This is a genomic window from Streptomyces sp. NPDC046887 (assembly GCF_040644755.1).
GTDB classification, from domain to species: Bacteria; Actinomycetota; Actinomycetes; order Streptomycetales; family Streptomycetaceae; genus Streptomyces; species Streptomyces lichenis.
Window position 1 is genome coordinate 1 of sequence record NZ_JBEYXH010000064.1, and the last position, 19,536, is coordinate 19,536.

Consider the following 19,536-nt stretch of genomic DNA (forward strand, 5'->3'; position numbering starts at 1 on the left):
TTGGCGGATGGACGGGTATGAGCACACCGAAGGTCCGCACGGTCCTGGGATCCGGGTGTACGGCACCCACGGACGCGCCCCCCTTGAGGCCGACCTGCTGATCGCCGCCGACGGCGTCAACTCCACCGCGCGGGCGGTGATGTACCCCGGTGAGGGGCCGCCGCTGGCCAACGGCATCGGCATGTGGCGGGGGCTGAGCCGCGGCCGGCCCTTCCTGGATGGCCGCACCATGCTGATCATCGGCTGCAACAGCAATGTGAAGACCGTGGTCTACCCGATCACCCCGGTCGACAGCTCCGGCCACTGCGTCCTCAACTGGGTCGTCGAGGCCCATGACGACCACGCCGTGCGTCCGGCCGCCCATTGGGACACCGCGACCGACCCCGCCGGCGCTCTGGAGCACCTTCACGGCTGGCGCAACGAGCACATCGACCTGCACGGCATGATCGCCCGTACGCCCCGTGTCCTGCGCTATCCGATGATCGACCGCGACCCCCTCCCCACCTGGGTCGACGGCCGGGCGGTCCTCCTCGGCGACGCCGCGCACCCGATGTATCCCACCGGCTCCAACGGTGCCTCGCAGGCGATCGTGGACGCCCGCGTGCTCGCCTACCAGCTCGCCCACCACTCGATCGACGAGGCGCTGGCCCGGTACGACGGGCTGCGCCGCCCCCAGACGGCCGAGCTGCTCGCGGCCCACCGCCGCCTGGAGCCCGACCCGCTGCTGCGCGAGGTGGAGGCCCTTGCTCCGAACGGCTTCACGCAGATCGCGGAAGTCCTCTCGCCGTACAGACTGGCCGATATGAGGTCCTGCACCCGGCGGGTCACCGGAGTGGACGCCGCGGGACTCAATGCCCGCCCTTCCTGGGACGTCCCCCGACGAACGGCCACGCCATGCGCCTCACCCGTCCCCTCGCCCTGACCGCCGCTGCCGTCCTGGCCGTCCTCCTGCCCGCGGCCGCCGCCGGCCCCACCGCCACGGCCCGCCCCGGCCAGGCGGCGGCCTGCCGCCCGAGCGCCACCGCCGCCTCCACCACCTGTGTCCGCTACGGCCCCGCCGCCCCGCTGGGCAAGGGCCGGGTCCGCGTCTATACCGAGCACCGCGGCTCCAAGCCCCAGGCCCTCGGCATAGCCCTGACCCGCTCCGCTCTGGAGTCGCTGCCGACCCATCCCACCGACGGCGGCCACTGCCACGACGCCGACCGCGACGGCCGCACCGATCCGATGCGCGAGTGCGTCGGCGGCCACGGCCGCGAACTCGCCCTGCCCCGTGCCGGGACGGCCGGGTCCGTCCTGCCCTTCGACTGGGCCCTGCTCAACTGGAACCCGCACGGCCACAGCCCGCACGGCCGCTACGACGTCGCCCACTTCGACGCGCACTTCTACCTGATTCCGCGGCGCGAGCGCGACGCCATCCGGCTCGGGTCCTGCGCCCTGCTGATCGACTGCGCCCAACTGAAGGCCGCTTCCCGTCCGGTGCCCGCCGCCCACCTCCCGGCCGGCTACCCCGCCTCCACCCCGGAGACCTCCGAAGGGGCGATGGGCGAACACCTCGACAGCCGGCCCCCCGACACCGGGCCGCTCACCGGGCACACCCTCATCTACGGCGCCTACGACGGCGAGATCATCTTCATCGAGCCCATGCTGACCAAGGACTCCCTGGAGGGCCTGCGCACCGCCGCCCGCCACCAGGCCTGCGCCCCGGTACCCCAGCCGCGCGTCTGGCGCACGGCCGGCTGGTACCCGACCCGCTACTGCCTGGCCTACCGGCCCCGCCACGACGACTACACCGTCAGCCTCACCGGCCTCACCCGCAGCCCCACCCCGTCCCCCGCCGCCCCGGCCGGCCCGGTCGGTGCTCTTGCGCCCGTGCGTGGGGCGTGGGTTCAGTCAGTGCCTGGGTGAGGGCTTCCGGTGTGCCGTTTTGTCTGGTGTGGGCCGGTGGGCCGGTGGTGTTTATCGTTTGAGGGTGTGGTTGAGGGCTGTTTGGAGTTGGTGGTGGGCGGTGGTGGTGTTGTGTGGTGCGGTGGGTTGGCGCCAGGCGATGTGGCCGTCGGGGCGGATGAGGAGGACGCCGTCTTCGGCGATTTCCCGTATCCGGTTCCATTCCCCGTAGGCATCCCGTAGGTTGTCGCTGCCGATTTGTGTGAACCGTAGTGGTATGCCGAGTTCTGTGCGGCATGCTGTGGTTGCTGTCTCCCAGATCCCGCCGGACAGTCCGGTCAGGACGGTGAATACGCCTTTGCCGATGGTGTCGAGGGTGGATAGGCGCCGTCCGGTGCTGTCGACGAGCCAGGCGTGGGGTAGTTTCGCTCCGGGCCGGGTGGTCGCCCGGGCCGTCAACTCCATATCCCCGCCCCAGTCTTCGAGCCTGTCCGCGGTCCCTGGCGCGGCGGGCAGACGGCCCTCGTTCCCGCCCTCCGGCGAGACGCGCAGATACTCGACATCTCCGCCCCGGTCCTGGGGTTTGTTCCTGCTCTCCGGCGAGGCGGGCAGACGTTCCACACCTCCGCCCCAGCCCCCTGGCTCCTCGTCGTGTCTTTCTCGCTTTTCCGAGAGGTGCTGTTGGTCGGGGAGGGTTGCGCCGGTGGTGTAGTGTTGGTTCATTTCTACCCCGTGGGCGTTGAATTCGTAGTTTTTGAGTGTGATGGCTTCGTTGAGTTGTTGGCGTTGTTTGGCGCCTGTGTCGGTGGCGGCTTGTAGGGCGGTGAGGGCGTGGGTGATGGCGTGGGTGTCGCTGTCGGCGCCGATGCCGAGGGTGTCGAAGATCGGGGTGAATTGGTCGCGGCTGAGGTTGGCGCGTTCCACGATCTGCCGCCCGATGGGGGCGCGTTCGGTGCTGTAGGTGTCCAGGAGGGCGGGTCCGGCGTGGCCGTGGATGACCATGGCGAGTTTCCAGGCGAGGTTGTAGGCGTCTTGGACGGCCGTGTTGGAGCCCAGGCCGTTGGAGGGCGGGTGGCGGTGGACGGCGTCGCCTGCGCAGTGCACCCGTCCGGCGCTGTAGGTGGTGGCGTAGGCGTGGTTGACGGTCCACAGCGAGGTGGAGGTGATCTCCACGGGCAGGTCCGCATCGCCGATCAGGTCGCGGACGAGGGCGCGTGCCTGCTCGGTGTCGAGGGCGGGTGGTGGCTGGTCGATGTCGTAGCCCCAGACCAGCAGCCACTGGTTCCAGGGTCTGACCATGCGGATCAGTCCCATGCCGATGCCGCCGGTGGCTGCTCCGGGGCGTAGGACCCAGTACAGGACGCTGGGGCGGTGGGCGCAGTAGCGGGTGAGGTCGGCGGTGAAGACGATGTTCATGCTGCCGGCTTTGCTCATGCGGCCGTCGATGGGCAGGCCGATCTGCTGGGCGATGGTGCTGCGTGAGCCGTCGGCGCCGATGAGGTAGCGGGCCCGTACGGTGAAGGTGTCGCCGCGGACGCGGTCGCGCAGGTGGGCGGTGACACTGTGCTGGTCTTGGGTGAGGTGGAGGAACTCGGTGTCGAAGCGGATTTTCGCGCCGCGGGCTGCGGCGGTGGTGGTGAGGATGGGCTCCAGGTAGGTCTGGGGCAGGTCGATCATCTGGCAGGGGCTGGCGGTGGCGTATTCGCTCAAGGAGGCGGGGCCGGTGCCCCAGCTGCGGATGCGGCCGATCTCCTGGCCGGCCAGGGCGGTGCACAGCACGGTGTCGCCCATCAGGTGTGAGGGGCTGCCGTGTTGGAGTGCCTGGTCTTCGACGCCGAGGTCGCGCAGGACTTCCATGGTGCGCTGGTTGGTGATGTGGGCGCGGGGGGTGTTGGCGAGCCAGCCGTGTTTGGTGACCTGCAGGGTGTGGATGCCGTAGGTGGCCAGGAGCAGGGCGGCGGTGCCGCCGGCGGGGCCGCTGCCGACGATGAGGACGTCGGTGTCGAACCCGTCACCGGGGCTTGTGCGGTGCGACGGCGTCTGCGCGGAGGCCGCGTCGGGGGGTGGTGCATCGGTCGGGGAGGTGCCGGGGGAGGGGGCGTGGGTGCGGCTCACGACAGGACTCCTCGGTCAGCGGGTGGCGGTGGCGGTGGCGGTGGTGGGGGTGGTGGTGGCGATGCGGAAGGTGTGTTCCAGCCGGCGCCACGGCCCGGTCAGGACCCGGCCGTCGGGGCCGGGGCCTTGGGTGGGGGTGAAGTCGACGATGAGTGCGTCTTTGACGCCGAAGACCGTGTCGCTGTCGAGGTGTTCGCCGCCGGCGACGAACAGCTGGGTGATCAGGCGGTGGTGGCCGGGGGCGGTGATCATGAAGTGCAGGTGCGGGGCGCGGTACAGGTGGCGGCCGGTGGAGGTGAGGAGCTGCCCGACGGGGCCGTCACCGGGTATGGGGTAGGCGGAGGGCAGGATCGACCAGAAGGCCAGCCGCCCGTCGGGTGAGGTGCGTAGCCGGCCGCGCAGGACGGGGCCTTCCAGGTCGGGCAGTTGGACGTCGTAGAAGCCGTCTTCGTTGGACTGCCAGACGTCGACGATCGCGCCGGGTACCGGCTGGCCCGTGGTGTCGGTGATCGTCGCTTCCACCCACAGGGGGGTGCCGGGCAGGCCGCCGGAGATGTCCTGGCCGTGCGCGGTCTCGGGCGGCCCCTCGGTGTAGAACGGTCCGAGGACGGCGCTGGGGGTGGTGTCGGGGGTGCGTGCGCCGGTGAGGATGTCCACGGCGCTGGAGATGCCCAGGGTGTCGGAGAGCAGCACGAACTCCTGGCGCTGGGTGTCGCAGGTCTGTCCGGTCAGGGTGAGGAAGTCGATCGCCTGGCCCCATTCGGCGTGGGTGAGTTGGTGTTCGGCGACGTAGTCGTGCAGGTGGCGGACCAGGCCGCCGAGTAGTTCGCGGGCGCGGGTGTCGGGTGCGGCGGCGAAGCTGTCGACCACCTGCCCGCGCAAGGCGGCCAGCTGCGATGCGGTGGTGCCCGGCCGCCCGGTGGGGCGCTGCCCGGTGGGGCGCTGCCCGGTGGTGTCCGGCCCGGTGGGGCGCCGTCCGTGCCAGGCGTCGGCCAGCAGCCCCGCCAGGGAATCGGCGCTGACCGGGCGCGGATGGGGATACGGGGTGGTGGTGGCGAGTGCGGCGGCGCGGGCCAGGTCCTCCTCGGCCATGCCCAACTCGCGCAGCGACAGCGGCCCGCCCAGCGAGGCGATCAGGTCATGCACCCCGCTCGCGGCGTCCGGCACGCCCAGTGCCGAGGCGATACGTTCCATCGCCTTCGCTCCCTCAGGCGCGGCGGCGGTGTAGGCCATCACGTGCGGCAGTATCACCGTGTGGGTCTGCGCGTGCGGCAGCCCGAAGGCGCCGCCCAGCGTGTGGCACAGCTTGTGGTGCAGCCCCATGCCCACCGTCGCCAGGCAGGTTCCGGCCAGCCAGGCGGCCTCCAGCAGGTCGCTGCGGGCCTCCCGGTCGGCCGGATCGTCGGCCAGAGGCGGCAGCGCCCGCCCGATCAGCGCCACCGCCTGCAGCGCCTGCCGGTCCGTCACCGGGTTGGCGTCCGCCGCATACAGCGCCTCCACCGCATGAGCCAGGGCGTTGACCGCGCTGGCAACGGACAGCGCCAGCGGCATCGACACGGTGAAGTCCGCGTCGTACAGCACCGTTTCGGGCAGGACCGCGGCCGAGGAACGCGTCGTCTTGCGCCCGCCCTGCGTCTCGCCGAGGACCGGGGTCACTTCCGAGCCGGCGTAGGTGGTCGGCACCACCACCTGCGGCAGGCCCGTGCGCACGGCCAGCGCCTTCGACAGACCCGTACTCGACCCGCCGCCGACCGACACCAGGCAGTCGGCCCCCGCCTGGCGCACCACGGCAAGGGCCTGCTCGGTGACCTCCACCGGGGTGTGCATGGCGGCACCGTCGAACTGCGCCACCACCAAACCACCCAGCACATCACGCACCCGGGCGGCCGCCTTCGCCTGCGAGGGCCCCGACAGCAGCAGCACCCGCCCGCCGCCCAGCCGCCTGACCTCCTCGGCGAGCTGCCCGATACGGCCGGAACCGAACACCACCCGCGAGGGGTGGGAAGTGTGCACGAACGTCCGCATGCGGCTGCCTTCCGTCGGTGGGTCACCACAGGAGCGCGGGGTGTGCTCTAGCCATCGACCACGCAGACAAACACCGCCGCACGATCGCAGCGAGACTCGCACGCACCACCCCGCCCCCGCCCCGACCCCACCCCGACTCCATCAAGTCCACCCCCTACCGACCCGGCGGTGGCGGCGGCGGGTCCGCAGGGGGGTGGCCAACGGGTCCTGGACGCGGAGCGATATGTGGCTGCTGTCATCGAATTCGGAGGTTGCTGCCGGCGTGGCCGACCCGACCAGGTCGGCGGAGGCGACGATGAAGGAAGCCGCCTTCGATGCCGATGGGCAGGGCGTCCCGCCGATCAACGGTGCAGCTCGTCAAGGGCGCCGAACTGGCCGAGGTCACTCCCTACGGCCACCTCACTGGCCGGCCCCACCGGGTGGGCAGACGCTACCCGCCTGCGGGAGCCCGCGACGAGCGCCCCGCGCCTCACCGGAGGCAGGGGGAAGAGGTCTCACGTCACTCACACCCACCGCAGCCTGCTCGGATCCACGATCTTCAAGTACCACACCTGGGCCGAGTTCCCCTACGGCAGCGGCACGGTCCGCGCCTGGCGCTTGCGGGACGACGACATCCCCAACGCCCAATCCGCCGTCCACGTCGGCGACCGGCGCATCGTCGACTCCAAGACAGTCCTGGGCACCAGCCCGGCGACGTCTCAGACGAAGCGCAAGGCCGAGCTGTGCGTGGCCAGGTACGGCTGCTACGGCAACCTGTACCCCTGCGTTCACACCACGGTGAAGGGCAACGGCAGGATCAGCTTCGCCAGCGGCGTCCAAAGGAGACCAGACCACCATGAACGCTCTCGTCGGGAAAGTCGTCCCTCTCGTCGGGAGACTCGCCCTTGTCCTGGCCGCCTTCATCACGGCTGCCGCCGAGGGCGGTCGCCACCGAGCCCGGGGGGACGACCACCGGCCATGAGCGGTGGAGGGCGTAGCCGACGGTGGCCAGCACGCCGAGGAGCAGTCCGGCGAGACCGCCGAGGCCGGACAGGACGATCGACTCGGTGAGGAACTGGCTGCGGATCTGCCCCCGGGAGGCGCCGAGGGCGCGGCGCAGGCCGATCTCCCGTCGGCGTTCGAGGACGGATATCACCATCGTGTTGGCGACGCCGATGCCGCCGACCAGCAGGGCGACGGCGGCGAGGCCGACGAAGAGACCGGAGAAGGCGGCCTCGGTGGAGCGCTTCGCGGCGAGCGCGTCGGCGGGGCGGCTGACCTGACCTACGACGGGCTGCGCGCTGCCGAGGCCAAGGGTGCGAAGGGCGGGCGCCGCCCCGCCGTCGCGGCCGCGACGGCCGCCAACGTGCGCACCGCGTATCTGGAAGGCCGCTCCATCGCCGCCCTCGCCCGCGACCACCGGGTCAGCCGCGGTGCGATCCGGACGGCCATCGCCGACCTCCTGCCCGAGCACACGGCCATCGAGGAGGACGCTCCCGCCCCGGAGCTGCCGGTCACGCTCGACATGCCGGGCAAGGTCGCCGACTACCTCCGCACCACCGAGCTGGAGACCGCCGAGCGGGCCGCGCTCGACCAAGGGGTGGCCGTACGGCGCGGCCAGGGCTACACCCTGCGCGTGACCGCCGTCCTCGCGGTGCACCGCCAGCTCCCCGCCCGCAGCCAGCCGCTCGACGGCGGCCAGAGCGTCCCCGCCGTCCCGGCCCAGCGCAAGGCTCGCCGCGAGTACGAGAACCGGGTCAGCGCGCTCACGGCCTGACCATGATCGTTCTCAGCGCCAACCGCTGTACCGATGTTCCAACCGCCGCCAATTGCATCGGATGCGAACTCGCGACAGTCGGCGAATCTCCTGGAGAAGCAAGGGGAATCGTGCTGCGGACCTGCGGACTTGAGCGTGGTCTCGGGCAGTGACGATACCCGTGTCTCGGACCTCATCGCGGTCTATGTAGGGGGCTGACCTGGGACTCCGTCGGCGGCTCGCATAGGATGCGGTTTTCTCGCATCTAATGCGAGTCACGGAGGGTGGTGAATCGGTGGGGTTCAACGGGTCGATACCGGGGGCGGCCGGGCTGCACCTGGTCGACGGGGTCGCCTTGCTGCGGCCCGAGGAACAGGTCTTCACGGCGATGCTGACTGGGTTCGCCAACCAGCAGCTCGCCCGGAACCTGGCCCGAACGACAGTCGAGGGCCGGGAGAACACGGTCAAGGCGTTCGCGGCCTACGTGAACACCTATCCCTGGCTCTGGACGCCGGCGATGGTCGACGAATGGCTCGGGGACCTGCGTTCACTGCGGGACCTGAAGCGCTCCACGATCCGCTCATACTCGGAGGCCGTGCGGGCGTTCTGCCACTTCATCACCGATCCGCTCTATGAGTGGACGGCCACCTGTGAGGAGCGGTTCGGGACCCACCCGGTTCAGGTGGTGCACGAGTGGAACACCGCGGTGCACGTCCAGGACAACGAGGCGGACGCCAAGAAGCGTGCGTTCACCAAGGCCGAGCTGCACGCCTTCTTCGCGCACTGCGACGACGAGGTCGCCCGCATCCGGGCCTTCGGCCGCAAGGGCTGGCTGCCCGCCTTCCGCGACGCGACGCTGTTCAAGACCGCCTATGCCTTCGGGACGCGGCGCAACGAGACTCGGATGCTCGACGCCGCCGACTTCGGCCGCAACCCGCACGGCGGCGAGTTTGGCGCGTACGGCCGCTGCCAGGTCCGGTTCGGCAAGGCCAAGAAGGGCTCGCCGCCCAAACGGCGCGGGGTTCTGACCGTCTTTGACTGGACCCCGGACGTCCTGGACGAGTGGTTCACCGAGGTCCGCCCTCTGTTCGGCACCGACAACAACCCGGCGGCCTGGCCCTCCGAGCGGGGCCTGCGCATCGGCTGCCAGCGCCTCAACTCCCGCTTCATCGCCTACCGCAAGGCCCTCGGCCTGGACGACGGGCTCGACTTTCACTCCTTCCGCAGGTCCTACGTCACCCACCTGATCGAGGACGGCTTGGACCCGCGCTTCGTCCAGGAGCAGGTCGGCCACGAACACGCCAGCACCACCTCGCTCTACACCTGCGTGTCCTCTGACTTCCGTACCCGCACCCTGCGGCGGCATCTGGACTCCACCATCGCCGCCGCCCTCCAGACCCAGACCGGGAGGCAAGCATGAAACGCAAGGTCGGCTACACATGGCGACTGCGCGAGGTCATGGCCCAGCGCCAGATCTTCACGGCCACCGAACTGGTGCCACTGCTTCGCGAACGCGGCATCGACCTCTCCGCCTCCCAGGTGCACCGTCTGGTCTCCGGCACCCCTGAACGCCTGTCGTTGCAGGTCATGGCCGCGCTCTGCGACATCCTGTCCTGCACCCCGGCCGACCTGGTGGCCACCACCGCCGAGAACGCCGGCGTCCGCAAGACCGCCACCGGCGACCTTCCCACTCCGCCTTCGAACGTCGCGAAGCTCCGCCCCCGCGCGGCCCGCATCCTGCCCGACGCATGACCCGCCCCTACGCCACCGACGATCAGTACGAGCGCTGGTTCATGGCCGATTGCTGCCGATGCGGTCTCCGCAGGCACAAGGCCGGCAGCTGGCCGGACGGATACGTATGCCGGACCTGTTCGGACCGAGCTGTCCGGACACGGGGGATCTGCCCGGGATGCGGCGAGGACCGGGCCCTTCCTGGGCTCCGTCCTGGTGACGGGGCCGCGATCTGCACCACCTGCGCCGGCTTCTCCCAGACCTTCGACTGCTCACGCTGCGGCTTCGAGGGCAAGCTCCTGCGCGGTCGGCTCTGCGAACGCTGCACGCTCACCGACCGCCTCACCGCGCTCCTCGACGACGGCACGGGCCGCGTCCGTCCCCCGCTGGTCCCGCTGCTGGACCTGCTGGCGACGATGGACAAGCCCGGAAGCGGACTGGCCTGGCTGGACATGCGCCGCGGGCAGCTGGGAAACGCCTCGCAGCTGCTTCGCCGGCTCGGCCTGGGCGAGATCCCGCTGACCCACGATGCCTTCCACGAACTCCAGCCCTGGCGGGCAGCCTCCCACCTGGAAGAACTCCTCATGGCCTGCGGAGTCCTGCCCGCGGTCGACAAGCACATCTGTTCTTTCCAGCGCTGGCTCCCCGGCCATCTCGCCGACATCGCCGAACCCGAGCACACCAAGACGATCAAGCTCTTCGCGACCTGGCACGTCCTCCCCGGACTACGGGCCCGAGCCGAGCGGAGCCACATCACACCCAGTATCCGCCGCTTCGCCAGCGAACAGATCAAGTACGCGACCGCCTTCCTGCGATGGCTCGGCGAGCGGAACACCACCCTCGCGTCGTGCGGCCAGGTCGACATCGACGCCTGGTTCGCCGAGAACGCCGAGCACGCCCGCACCCGGCTGAGAGGCTTCCTCAACTGGGCCATGCAGGGCCGTCACTGCCGACGTTCCCTGGCCATCCCCGCAATGAAGATCTCCCGCCGGCCCGCACTGAGCGAAGACGAACGACTCGCCTCCCTGGGCAGACTTCTGACCGACACGGAGATACCGATGCGACTCCGTGTCGCCGGAGTCATCGTTCTCCTCTACGCACAACCGCTGAGCCGCGTCGTCCGGCTCACCCTTGACGACGTCATCCGCAACGGCGACGCCGTGCTGCTACGACTCGGTGAGCCGCCCTCGCCCGTCCCGGCGCCGGTCGCCGCCCTGCTGCTGGAGCACATCACGAACCGCGGCAACATGAACACCGCGACCAACCCGGCGTCCCGCTGGCTCTTCCCCGGCCGCCGGACCGGCCAGCCGCTCGGCCCTAACCACCTGTCCGCGCTCCTGAACAAGGTCGGAATCCCGATCGCCGCCGCCCGCGGCGCCGCCATCCGCCAGCAACTCCTCGAACTGCCCGCACCTGTCGTCGCCGACGCGCTCGGCTACCACGACAAGACCACTACCCGGCTCCGCAACGAGACCGGCGGAACATGGAGCCGATACGCCCCAGGGGATCACGCAGGGTCACCAGTGGGCTGGGTTCCTCGGAGAGCCGACGACAGTTGAAAAAGGAGGTGACCGCACCTCACACACGATCACACCACGGGCCGTCTGGCACGAGGGCGCCAAGCACGGTCAGCAACTGCGGCGGCTCAACCGGGTCCGGCAGCGAGTCCAGATCCGGCCATGCGATCCAGGCATGCGTCTCCAGGTTGGCCTGCTCGTCGGGGAGCAGGCCGGTACGCACCAGGGCTGGTTGCTCGTCGGCAAACTGAGCCACGAAGAAATACTCCGTCCCGATGTGCCGCTTACCGTTCCACCGCACATCACGGTCGACGAGCACCGACCGGTCAAGGACGGCAGCCGGGTCGAGTCCGGTTTCCTCGGCCAGTTCACGTCGTGCCGTCACCAGCGGCGTCTCGCCGGGCTCGATGCCGCCACCGGGAGGTTCCCAGAGCCACGTCCCGTCGAACGGATCCCGCCAGCGCAGAAGAAGCAGGCGGTGGGCAGAGTCCAGGCAGATGACCCGGGCGGCGGGCCGGTGCGTTGTTTCCACCTTCCTGACGCTATGCGACGCTCGAAATGTCGATCAAGACCTGTGTTGATCGACATTTCAACACGGCCTAATACGGCCACAGAGGGTGATCGGCAGGACGGACCCCAGAGGAACCGGCGACAGTTGAATACGCGAGCCCACCAGTACCGAGGCCGGCGACCACCGCCAGGCCGTCGCCGGCCCCGCCACCGCCGTCTACTACATCTCCGGCCCCCGCGTCATGACCGTCACCGCCGTGCGCATCGTCCACTAAGGCGGCGCCCGCCCACCCCGTCCGCCGCCCCGCTGGTCCACCATCCGCATCGGCACCGGGTCCTGGAACGCTGGAGTCGGTAGGCCAGCCGCCTATGTGAAGGGGAAGCGTGCACCGCATAGAAGCCCGCCAGACGTACACGACATGCCGGGGCGGATCGACTTCCCAGTACCCCGAGTCCGTGATCGTGCGCTCCTATGCACCCGGTGCTCGGATGGTCGATGTCAGCGACCTCGACGGCCGCCGGTACGCCATTCCCGCGTCGTACTTCCACGCCACGGCCACGACGACGGCGGGCAACCGCCGGATCACCGGCTACTACCTGACAGGCACCCTGGGCTTCGTCACCGCCGACGCGGACTCCCCCGAGGACCATCACCATCCAGTCCCGCAACGAGGTGCGCCACCTTCTGATCCTGGACATCGAGCGGGGCAACGCCCTCGCCCTGGAAGACCTGTCCACCCTGGCCTTCGACATCGCCCTGGCCGCCGACTGGCTCCTCGCCAGCGACCCGAGCGACGCCGAGCGCGCCACGGCCGAACTCCTCAACTAGCTGGCCGCCACCTGGCACAAGCAGGACCTTCCGCTGCGCGAGCGCGCCCAGGCCCTGGTCCGCACCCTGCGCACCCTGTAGGAGGGGATCCTCACAATGACCGCATCGACAGCCACCTGGCGCGCGTACACCCGTGACAACGGCCCGGACCTGGCATCGCAACGGCCGGGGTCCGCCTCGCGCCGCCTGCCTACCGGCATCCGGCACGTCCTGGTGGACGGGCGGTTCGTCATCGAGGACGGGTGGCGCACGGAAGTCCTCGCGGGGCGCTCGGTGCGGTGCACCCCGCGTTGACGCAGGCCCTGGCTCTGGGTCTGGCTAGGGCTTGGGCAGCGCGCAGCCCGGCTTGCTTAGGTCCAGCTTGCTGTCGAGGCCGAAGCAGGCCGGGATCTGGTAGGTCTCCTGGGCGTAGTTGATGCCCTTGCGGACGGTGACGGTGCCGTTCTGGTCGACTTCGCAGGGGTTGTTGTCGGTGCAGCGGGCGCCGTCCTCGTTGCCGGTGTTGTTGACGGCGATGACCCGTCCGGTCGCGGTGTCCAGGACCGGCGAGCCGGAGGTGCCGCCGATGGTCTGGCAGGCGGAGGTGTAGCGGACCGAGTCCTTCCAGGTCCACTGGCCCTCCTTCAGCCGGTAGGCGAAGCCGTCCACGTTGCAGGCGTAGGTGCGCTTCCAGTAGCCGGAGACGACGGTGATCGCGGTGCCGGCTGCGGGGTGGGTGGTGTTGAGGGTGAGCGCGTTGATCCCGTAGGTGCTCCGGATCTGGCCGTAGGTCGTCGTGAGCTGGTAGAGCGAGACGTCCGTGTCGGTCATCGTGGCGTAGGCGATCTTGTTGGCGCGCAGGGTGCCGACCTTGGTGCCGGCGGAGTTGAGCAGGCCGAAGGTGCGGCTGGAGGAGCGGTCGACGATGACCTGTCCGGCCGCCGGGAAGCCGGTCTCCAGGCAGTGGCCGTTGGACATCACCAGCGCCGGGTCGTCGTCCTCGGAGGCGGGGAGGCGGACGACGGAGCCGGAGCAGTTGCTGAGCGAGACGGTGCCGGCGAAGGTGACGGCCCGCACGGCGGGAGCGGGGGCGGTCGCGGTGGGTGCGGTCGCCGTGGGTGCCGCGACCGCGGGTGCCAGGCCCGTCCCGGCGGTGGCCAGGATCGCGAGCGCGGCAAGGAGAGGCTTGTTCATGGGGGGTCCCCTCATTGACGGATTGTCATGCACATTGTGCGGATGCGAGGCCTCTGCGACAAGGACACGTCAAAGAGAGTGAAGGGAAGCAGCAGAAGCGGACGCGGGACGGCTCCCGTCACACATGCACGTTCCTGGTGCCCGCCCTACGCCGCCCACCAGGCTGGCCCCCGACAACTGACCGCCGGAGGACAGGGGCGCGGGCATGATGAGGGTGGGCAACGCGGTGGCGGGTGACGACGACGTCCAGGCGGTGCGCCGCTGGGTGAGGCTCTCCTGCACCGAGCCGGGCACCAACCTGCCCGCGCTGGCCGACATCGCCGGGGATCTGCGGTTGCCGACGGACGTGGTCCGCTCTGCGCTTCAGCAGCTCGCCGCCGAAGGGATGGTGATCCTGTACGAGGGCTACCGCCTCTACAGCGTCGGTACGACGACGCCGACCGAGCGCGCCTACCGGCTGAGCGCTGGAGGTGGTGGAGCGTGAGGTGCTGCACCCGCGGCGCCGCGGCGCCGCGGTCGGGGGGCGGAGCCGGACCCGGATCGATCCGGCCACGGTGAGCGACCCGCGCGACCGGGAGGTGCTCGTCCGGCCCGTGGCTGCGCGCCGCGCACGGCCTGACGATCGACGAGGTGGCCACCGCGCTGAAGGTGCGCCGGGCCACGGTCAGCGGGTGGGAGGCCGGCAAGACCGAGCCCCGCCCGCCAGAACGCGATGCCTACGCCCGGCTGCTGGACAAGCTCGCGGAGCTCTACCCCGCCGCCCCGTCCCCGGCACCGACGCCACCCGTGCACGCGGAGGTGCCGGCTGCCTTCGCCACCGCGCCGGCCCCAGCGGATGTACCGACTCCGTCCGCAGGTCAAGCCTCCGAGTCCGCGCAGGCGCTGGCCCCATTGCGTCCGCAGGCCGCCGCCTCGGATCTCGTAGATACGCATCCGTCCCACGCGCCCCGCCAGGCGAGCACCACCAGGCCATCAACATCGCGTCGTTCCGGAGCGAGGAAGGCGGCCCCGGCCGCGACCCCGGCCGGGGAGAGCGACCCGCGGTTCGAGAAACGGCCCGCTGGCCGTCCTGGACGTCGACGACGACGGCACGGTGCTGGCGTACTGCACCGGCGGCCTGGTCCTGGACGTGCCCGCCAAGTCGCTGCCCTCGCTGGTCGACTGGACGCTCAAGGAGGCGAAGCCCGGACAGCCGAAGCTGTCCGGGCCGGGACGGCCGGCCGACCCGCTGCTCGTGCTCACCGAGGCCGCCCTGGAGCGCTACGGCCTGCCCACCGCGCTCACGGAGGAGGAGCGGCACGCCGGGCGGATCCCGGAGGTGCACCGCGACCCGGCGACCGGCACCGTCCTGGCGGAGGTCCGGGTCACCCTCCCGCGTCGCCGGTAGCCACCTGCCTCGCCGCTGACGTTCGAGACCCCGGGCCCTTCGGCGAGCCCGGAGCCTCGGGGTGGGGGAGCGGTCAGAGGTTGTCCCAGTAGCTCTCGGCCTCGGAGGGCGGCCTCCACCCCCAGCCCTCCGCTGAGGGGAGGGGCAAGCGGAAGCGGGCCCGTTGCTGGACGGCGTGGGGACTTGAGCACGGCGGTGCGGGAAGCCACGGGGCCCGGGACCATCGTCCCTCCGTGTCGGTGTCAGGCACAGCCGGGGCCCCAGCCCCGGGCCGGCTCGACGGGCGAAGCCACCAGCCAGGGGATCGTGCTCGGGTATGCCGTGCGGATACGGCCCGCGCTCTGCCCGGGCGCGTCGCGCCAGGGTGGTGGGCGTTGTACGCCCACCGCACCCCGCAGGGCGCTCCTGGCCGCCGCCCCGTGCAGCCGCAGCCGCCGACTGCTGAGCAGAGCGGTGGACTCAATCCTCTGCGCCTTCGGAAAAGAGGCTCTCCTGGGTTCCGCACGAAGGGCCCGGCTGCCGGACGTTCGGGGATGCCGCCGGGTCGCGCAGTTCTCGGCGCAGGGCCTGCCGCAACTCCGGCAGAGACCTTCGGGCGCCCAGAAGACCGAGGAACTCCGGAATCGTCCAGGTGACGAGCTGCCCCTGCCGTGCCAGGTAGAAGCAGACCGTGTGCAGGCGGTACCGGTCCTCACCCGAACGCGTCAAGGCCCCACCGTGGGCCGCCGGCTGGCCCTTGAGCTCGGACAACAGAGCCTGCCCGACGCTGTGGATAGCCTGACCCGACCCCGCAGCACCAGAGGCCGCCTCCGCCACATCGACACCGGCGAGAAACACTCCCCCGTGCAGAACGGAATCGACAGGGGAGCCGAAGGCCACGCGCAGTCGACGATCGATGGCGCGCCCCAGGCTTCGATAGTCGGGCGGCACGGCAGCCCGCGGCCTGACGGTCGGCGGCCGCAGGGGCAACCGACCGCGCAGACTGCCGATGACCCGCGAGGCCATAGGCAACTCCCTGGCCAGGAAGCGGACAAGAGGAGAGTTCGGATCACCGAGTTCACTGGTCAGACTCATGCCGCGCATCATCAGGTGCAGCACTGACAACCCTCAGCCAGAAACCGAAAAATAATCGAATAAGGGAAAACATGTGCGCATCGAACGGGCGGCGCCTCCCCGCGAGCGACATACGCGGGCAGCCAAACGCCGAACCTCCCACCAACTCCTCGACTAGGCGCCCCCCAGACCTCAACGCCCTGATCACCGACCTCTTCGCCGCGAACCCCCACCAAAACCGACCCACGTCGGCATCCACCGCGCCCAACGAGGATCTCCGCCACCATCCGCAACGCGCTGCCCTTCGAAAACGACCTGGACACCGACGAGCCCCTGGCCCACCCCACACCACAGCCCGCGAGCCAGATCCCGACACGACCGCCCCACGCCACTGGGCATTTTCAATGCCGAAACGGCATTGAGAATGCTACATTGGCATCCATGATGAGTACCGAGGAACTCCTAAGGCTCACCATCGCCGCCCTCATGCAGCGCACCGGAGAACGGCAAGGAGACGTCGCGGCAGGAATCGGACAAGCGCAAGCAGCGATCTCCCGCAAACAAGCCGGCGTACGCCACTACTCCCTCGAAGACGTAGACCTCCTGGCCGCGCACTACGGCATGACCGCGCTCGACCTGCTAGCCGGCCCCACCCACGCCGCGTCCTGCCTCCCCCCCAACCGGGCCACCTACCCCGCCCCAGCCACCCCCCCACATGCCCACCAAACCACCCTCCCCCCAACAACCACCGCCCCCGCCCCACCACCAGCCGCCGCGCCCTGCGTACTCTGCGGCGCCCCGGCAAACGATGAGGTGGACGGCTACCCCCAACACCTGGACGCCGCCCACTGCCGTCCCACCGCACCACCCACGCCAGCCACCACCGAGCCAACGCCGGCCGCACCGCTGGCTGCAACAGCACCCGCCCCACCACCCCCGGCACCGACGACCGCCCAAGACACACCGCTACGACCGGCTCGACCCTCTGCCTCATACGCCAGCACCGACCTCGTCGGCCGGATCCGCCGCCGCGTCCTCGAGGAGGTGGAACGCGCGGCCGGAGACCTGGACACCGCCACCGCCGCCCTGATCAAGACCGCCATCCCGGACGTGATGAACCTGGTGAAGGCCAGCCGAGTCGGCGCCCGCTACGAACACACCGAGTTCGTCAAGGGAATCGAACCGCTCTCGCGACAAAGCCAAAAAACCAGTGACGCCATCTGGGAAGGCCGCCCCAAATGGCAAAACCCAGAAGTGCGCACCCGCGTCAAATCCGGCCAGCCGTACCACGTATCCGCGCTCGACATGAACGCCGCCTACCTCTCCGCACTGAAATGCTGGCTGCCCATCGGCAAGCTGGTAGAAGTAGACACCGACCGCCACGACCCGAAGCAAAGCGGCATCTACCGCATCACCCCACCCGAATGGAAACACCCTGCACTCCCCAACCCGATCGGAGACCGAAAAGAGCCAGGAGAAATCTGGGTACCCGACTCCCTCGTCCGGCAACTCGTAGAAAACCATCGCCACGGCCTGGCCGACCTACCCACCATCCACGGAGCAATGCTGTCCGGAGCATCGGAAGCAATGCTGGAAAAGCTGCGCCGAGCCCTGGCGGAAGTACGCAAGGAAGCCATCGCCACCGGTGACCAGATGACAGTGGACTACATCAAGGCCATGTACGCAAAGCTCGTTTCCACCGTCGGCGAATCGAACGCCAACTTCGAGATCCGCCGCCCGGACTGGATGCACATCATCCGCTCAAAAGCGTTCACGAACCTTTGGCGCAAGGCCCTCCGCGCGCACCATGCCGGTCTAACCGTAGTGCGCGTATCCGGAACTGACGAACTACACGTCTCCGGCGACTGGCGTGCGGTATTCTCAGAAGGCCGCAACCTGAATCAGGTCAAAGAAAAGGAAACCTACACCCTCGGGGGTAAATGATGGTAGGATCCCCAGACCTATGGAGCCGATGGGGAACATGGCAATGGTACGGCGCGAACGGCGTCAAAGGAGGTCAAGCACTCATCGCTGAAATCCACCGGATCATCTACACCAGCGGAATCAAATCGCCCGTCACCACAAAACGCGGCGTGAACGCCCGTCTGCGCTACCTTGACAGCCACGCCGGCCGTCAAGCCCTGAAAGACGCCGGAGTCAGCCCACGCACCCTCCGAGACTGGAAAAGCGGACGATCCACACCGTCCGCTGCCAGCCGCAAAAAAATCGACAATGCCTACTGGACCCGCCGCCGCGAAAACGTACTGCGCTCCGGATGGCTAAAGCGCCACCTGAACAACGACGGCGCCGGTCGCCGAGTAGAAATCCATGCAGTCGACCAGAGCGGAATGGACCCGAAGCATCGCCGTAACCTCTCCGACCGGACACCAACAGTACGCTACGTCTGGGACGACCTGGTGGACGCATATGCCGCCCAAGACGAAGACGCGGTGGACGAAATCTGGGAAGACATCATCAGCGACCTGGACAGCGACTGGAACGCATACGCCTACGTCAGCTCCGTCGGCATCGCCGCCTAACCCCCCGCCGCACCCGAGCCAGGCCACGCCCATCCGTTTCTCCGGATCGGCATCCGGTATTCCGGAATGGCATGCGAGGATCAATGTTCGCGCTCCCTGCATGGAGACCAACTGTCCCAATATCAGAGGATGGTTGGGACCATAGTGCTTGGGGCGGGGCGCGGAGTCGTCCGGTGGCATCCACTTCGACCTCAGGATGGCCTCATTCGGCTTTAACAAGCCCCAAGACAGAGCCAGTTGATGGGTAGGCGGCAAGAGGGCCGGCAAGACTTTGGATAGATGGTCACCTTGAGCGGCTGCCATCGCATTCCTCCGAACTCTGCGGCGCGCAGCGCCGCAGCATCGATTAGGCCAGTCACTCAGTGTCGCCCAGTGGGAAAAAGCAGCCCGGACGCCCTTTCTTCTAGGGTGATTGAGTGGAACCTGATGGCTTGATGATGCATTTTCAGGGGTTGAGGTTTGCAGCTTTGGCATACAGGTGACTCGCTATCCCGGATGGACATCGAGGTGTATTCCAGAGTGGTATGGGGAGGGAAGGGAGTCTCAGTCTCCCCGGGGCACGCATTTCGGAGGTGACGACTCGTTTCAGATCTTTTTCCCGAGTCTCGACTGGTGTAGACCTATCATTCTGGTTTCAGAGTGCCAGAATGTAACTTTGTGTGACCATCAAGGGATGGATAGCCGGCTGCGGGCGCATAATTGCTGTGACCTCCGACCCGGAGTCGACTGGAGGGAGACCGCCCCTGCTTAGAAAGCTTGTTCAGGGTTTCCACCCGAGCCCGCAGGTGCTCTTCAAACGCCCACCCCCAACTCCATAACTAGCCCAGAAGTTGGCTTAAATGACGGGTAGACAACTAATGGCGCATCAAGCTGTATGCCGTCATCCTCAGGGCCGCAGGCCCCGCTTTGGCGGTCAATTTGAGCGGCCGCTGCCCCGGTTGGCCTAGCGGCTAGCGGCGCGCAGCGCCGCAGCATCGATTGAGTGACGTCAGTCACTCAGCGCGCGGGTCTCCTGCGGAGCCCGGACGCTGAGTGAC

Annotated in this window: 16 protein-coding genes and 2 pseudogenes; 12 read left to right on the forward strand and 6 right to left on the reverse strand. The window is 69.2% G+C overall.

The window, feature by feature from the left end; all coding sequences use genetic code 11:
- Together ABZ945_RS32355 and ABZ945_RS32360 are read left to right on the forward strand one after the other, a co-directional pair.
- On the forward strand, nucleotides 1-922 hold a 922-nt coding region (locus ABZ945_RS32355), incomplete at its 5' end, for an FAD-dependent monooxygenase (RefSeq protein ID WP_361276950.1).
- Nucleotides 895-1,905, forward strand: a complete 1,011-nt coding sequence (locus ABZ945_RS32360) for a hypothetical protein (RefSeq protein WP_361276952.1) — start codon at nucleotides 895-897, stop codon at nucleotides 1,903-1,905. The genes ABZ945_RS32355 and ABZ945_RS32360, both read left to right, overlap by 28 nt.
- Before the next feature lie 51 nt (nucleotides 1,906-1,956).
- Here ABZ945_RS32360 and ABZ945_RS32365 read toward each other — a convergent pair whose 3' ends face one another.
- The 3 genes and pseudogenes from ABZ945_RS32365 to ABZ945_RS32375 form a co-directional block, all read right to left on the reverse strand.
- The gene (locus ABZ945_RS32365; RefSeq protein ID WP_361276954.1) at nucleotides 1,957-3,999 is read right to left on the reverse strand and encodes an FAD-dependent monooxygenase; all 2,043 of its coding nucleotides are present in this window, start codon (nucleotides 3,997-3,999) and stop codon (nucleotides 1,957-1,959) included.
- Between the two features lie 15 nt (nucleotides 4,000-4,014).
- Nucleotides 4,015-6,024, reverse strand: a complete 2,010-nt coding sequence (locus tag ABZ945_RS32370; RefSeq protein ID WP_361276956.1) for a maleylacetate reductase and hydroxyquinol 1,2-dioxygenase domain-containing protein — start codon at nucleotides 6,022-6,024, stop codon at nucleotides 4,015-4,017.
- 925 nt (nucleotides 6,025-6,949) lie between these two features.
- Nucleotides 6,950-7,285 (reverse strand): annotated as a pseudogene (locus ABZ945_RS32375) (FtsX-like permease family protein); the annotation flags it as partial.
- Nucleotides 7,286-7,369: 84 nt separating this feature from the next.
- Here ABZ945_RS32375 and ABZ945_RS32380 point away from each other — a divergent pair.
- From ABZ945_RS32380 to ABZ945_RS32395, 4 genes are all read left to right on the forward strand, one after another.
- Nucleotides 7,370-7,780: a resolvase gene (locus tag ABZ945_RS32380; RefSeq protein WP_361276958.1), complete on the forward strand. Its 411-nt coding sequence runs from the start codon at nucleotides 7,370-7,372 to the stop codon at nucleotides 7,778-7,780.
- 274 nt (nucleotides 7,781-8,054) lie between these two features.
- Nucleotides 8,055-9,179 (forward strand): site-specific integrase, encoded by a 1,125-nt coding sequence (locus tag ABZ945_RS32385; protein WP_361276960.1) that lies wholly within the window; start codon nucleotides 8,055-8,057, stop codon nucleotides 9,177-9,179.
- Nucleotides 9,176-9,511 carry a helix-turn-helix transcriptional regulator gene (locus tag ABZ945_RS32390; protein ID WP_361276962.1) on the forward strand — a complete coding sequence of 112 codons (336 nt, stop codon included), beginning with the start codon at nucleotides 9,176-9,178 and terminating at the stop codon, nucleotides 9,509-9,511. Before ABZ945_RS32385 ends, ABZ945_RS32390 begins: the two co-directional genes overlap by 4 nt.
- Entirely contained in the window at nucleotides 9,508-11,049 is a 1,542-nt protein-coding gene (locus ABZ945_RS32395) for a hypothetical protein (RefSeq protein WP_361276964.1), read from the forward strand. The genes ABZ945_RS32390 and ABZ945_RS32395 overlap by 4 nt, the downstream gene beginning before the upstream one ends.
- 19 nt (nucleotides 11,050-11,068) lie before the next feature.
- On the opposite strand, the gene ABZ945_RS32400 is transcribed toward ABZ945_RS32395, so the two are convergent.
- The gene (locus tag ABZ945_RS32400; protein WP_361276966.1) at nucleotides 11,069-11,539 is read right to left on the reverse strand and encodes an NUDIX domain-containing protein; all 471 of its coding nucleotides are present in this window, start codon (nucleotides 11,537-11,539) and stop codon (nucleotides 11,069-11,071) included.
- A 651-nt stretch (nucleotides 11,540-12,190) separates the two neighbouring features.
- Between ABZ945_RS32400 and ABZ945_RS32405 the strand changes: the two genes are divergently transcribed.
- Together ABZ945_RS32405 and ABZ945_RS32410 are read left to right on the forward strand one after the other, a co-directional pair.
- The gene (locus ABZ945_RS32405) at nucleotides 12,191-12,346 is read left to right on the forward strand and encodes a hypothetical protein (RefSeq protein WP_361276968.1); all 156 of its coding nucleotides are present in this window, start codon (nucleotides 12,191-12,193) and stop codon (nucleotides 12,344-12,346) included.
- A gap of 96 nt (nucleotides 12,347-12,442) precedes the next feature.
- Nucleotides 12,443-12,640, forward strand: coding sequence for a hypothetical protein (locus ABZ945_RS32410; protein ID WP_361276979.1), 198 nt, complete (start codon nucleotides 12,443-12,445; stop codon nucleotides 12,638-12,640).
- 24 nt (nucleotides 12,641-12,664) lie between these two features.
- On the opposite strand, the gene ABZ945_RS32415 is transcribed toward ABZ945_RS32410, so the two are convergent.
- Entirely contained in the window at nucleotides 12,665-13,519 is an 855-nt protein-coding gene (locus ABZ945_RS32415; protein ID WP_361276970.1) for a serine protease, read from the reverse strand.
- Between the two features lie 205 nt (nucleotides 13,520-13,724).
- Here ABZ945_RS32415 and ABZ945_RS32420 point away from each other — a divergent pair, with 205 nt between their 5' ends.
- Both ABZ945_RS32420 and ABZ945_RS32425 read left to right on the forward strand, forming a co-directional pair.
- Nucleotides 13,725-14,003 carry a GntR family transcriptional regulator gene (locus tag ABZ945_RS32420; protein WP_361276972.1) on the forward strand — a complete coding sequence of 93 codons (279 nt, stop codon included), beginning with the start codon at nucleotides 13,725-13,727 and terminating at the stop codon, nucleotides 14,001-14,003.
- Nucleotides 14,004-14,116: 113 nt separating this feature from the next.
- Nucleotides 14,117-14,846, forward strand: a pseudogene (locus ABZ945_RS32425) (helix-turn-helix transcriptional regulator); the annotation flags it as partial.
- Nucleotides 14,847-15,365: 519 nt separating this feature from the next.
- Here the strand turns inward: ABZ945_RS32425 and ABZ945_RS32430 are convergent.
- Entirely contained in the window at nucleotides 15,366-16,004 is a 639-nt protein-coding gene (locus ABZ945_RS32430; protein ID WP_361276974.1) for a hypothetical protein, read from the reverse strand.
- Between the two features lie 999 nt (nucleotides 16,005-17,003).
- On the opposite strand from ABZ945_RS32430, the gene ABZ945_RS32435 reads away from it, so the two are divergent.
- On the forward strand, nucleotides 17,004-17,903 hold the full coding sequence (locus ABZ945_RS32435; protein ID WP_361276975.1) for a dihydrolipoamide S-succinyltransferase: 900 nt from the start codon (nucleotides 17,004-17,006) through the stop codon (nucleotides 17,901-17,903).
- A 149-nt stretch (nucleotides 17,904-18,052) separates the two neighbouring features.
- The gene (locus ABZ945_RS32440; protein WP_361276977.1) at nucleotides 18,053-18,499 is read left to right on the forward strand and encodes a hypothetical protein; all 447 of its coding nucleotides are present in this window, start codon (nucleotides 18,053-18,055) and stop codon (nucleotides 18,497-18,499) included.
- The last annotated feature ends 1,037 nt before the right edge of the window (nucleotides 18,500-19,536 follow it).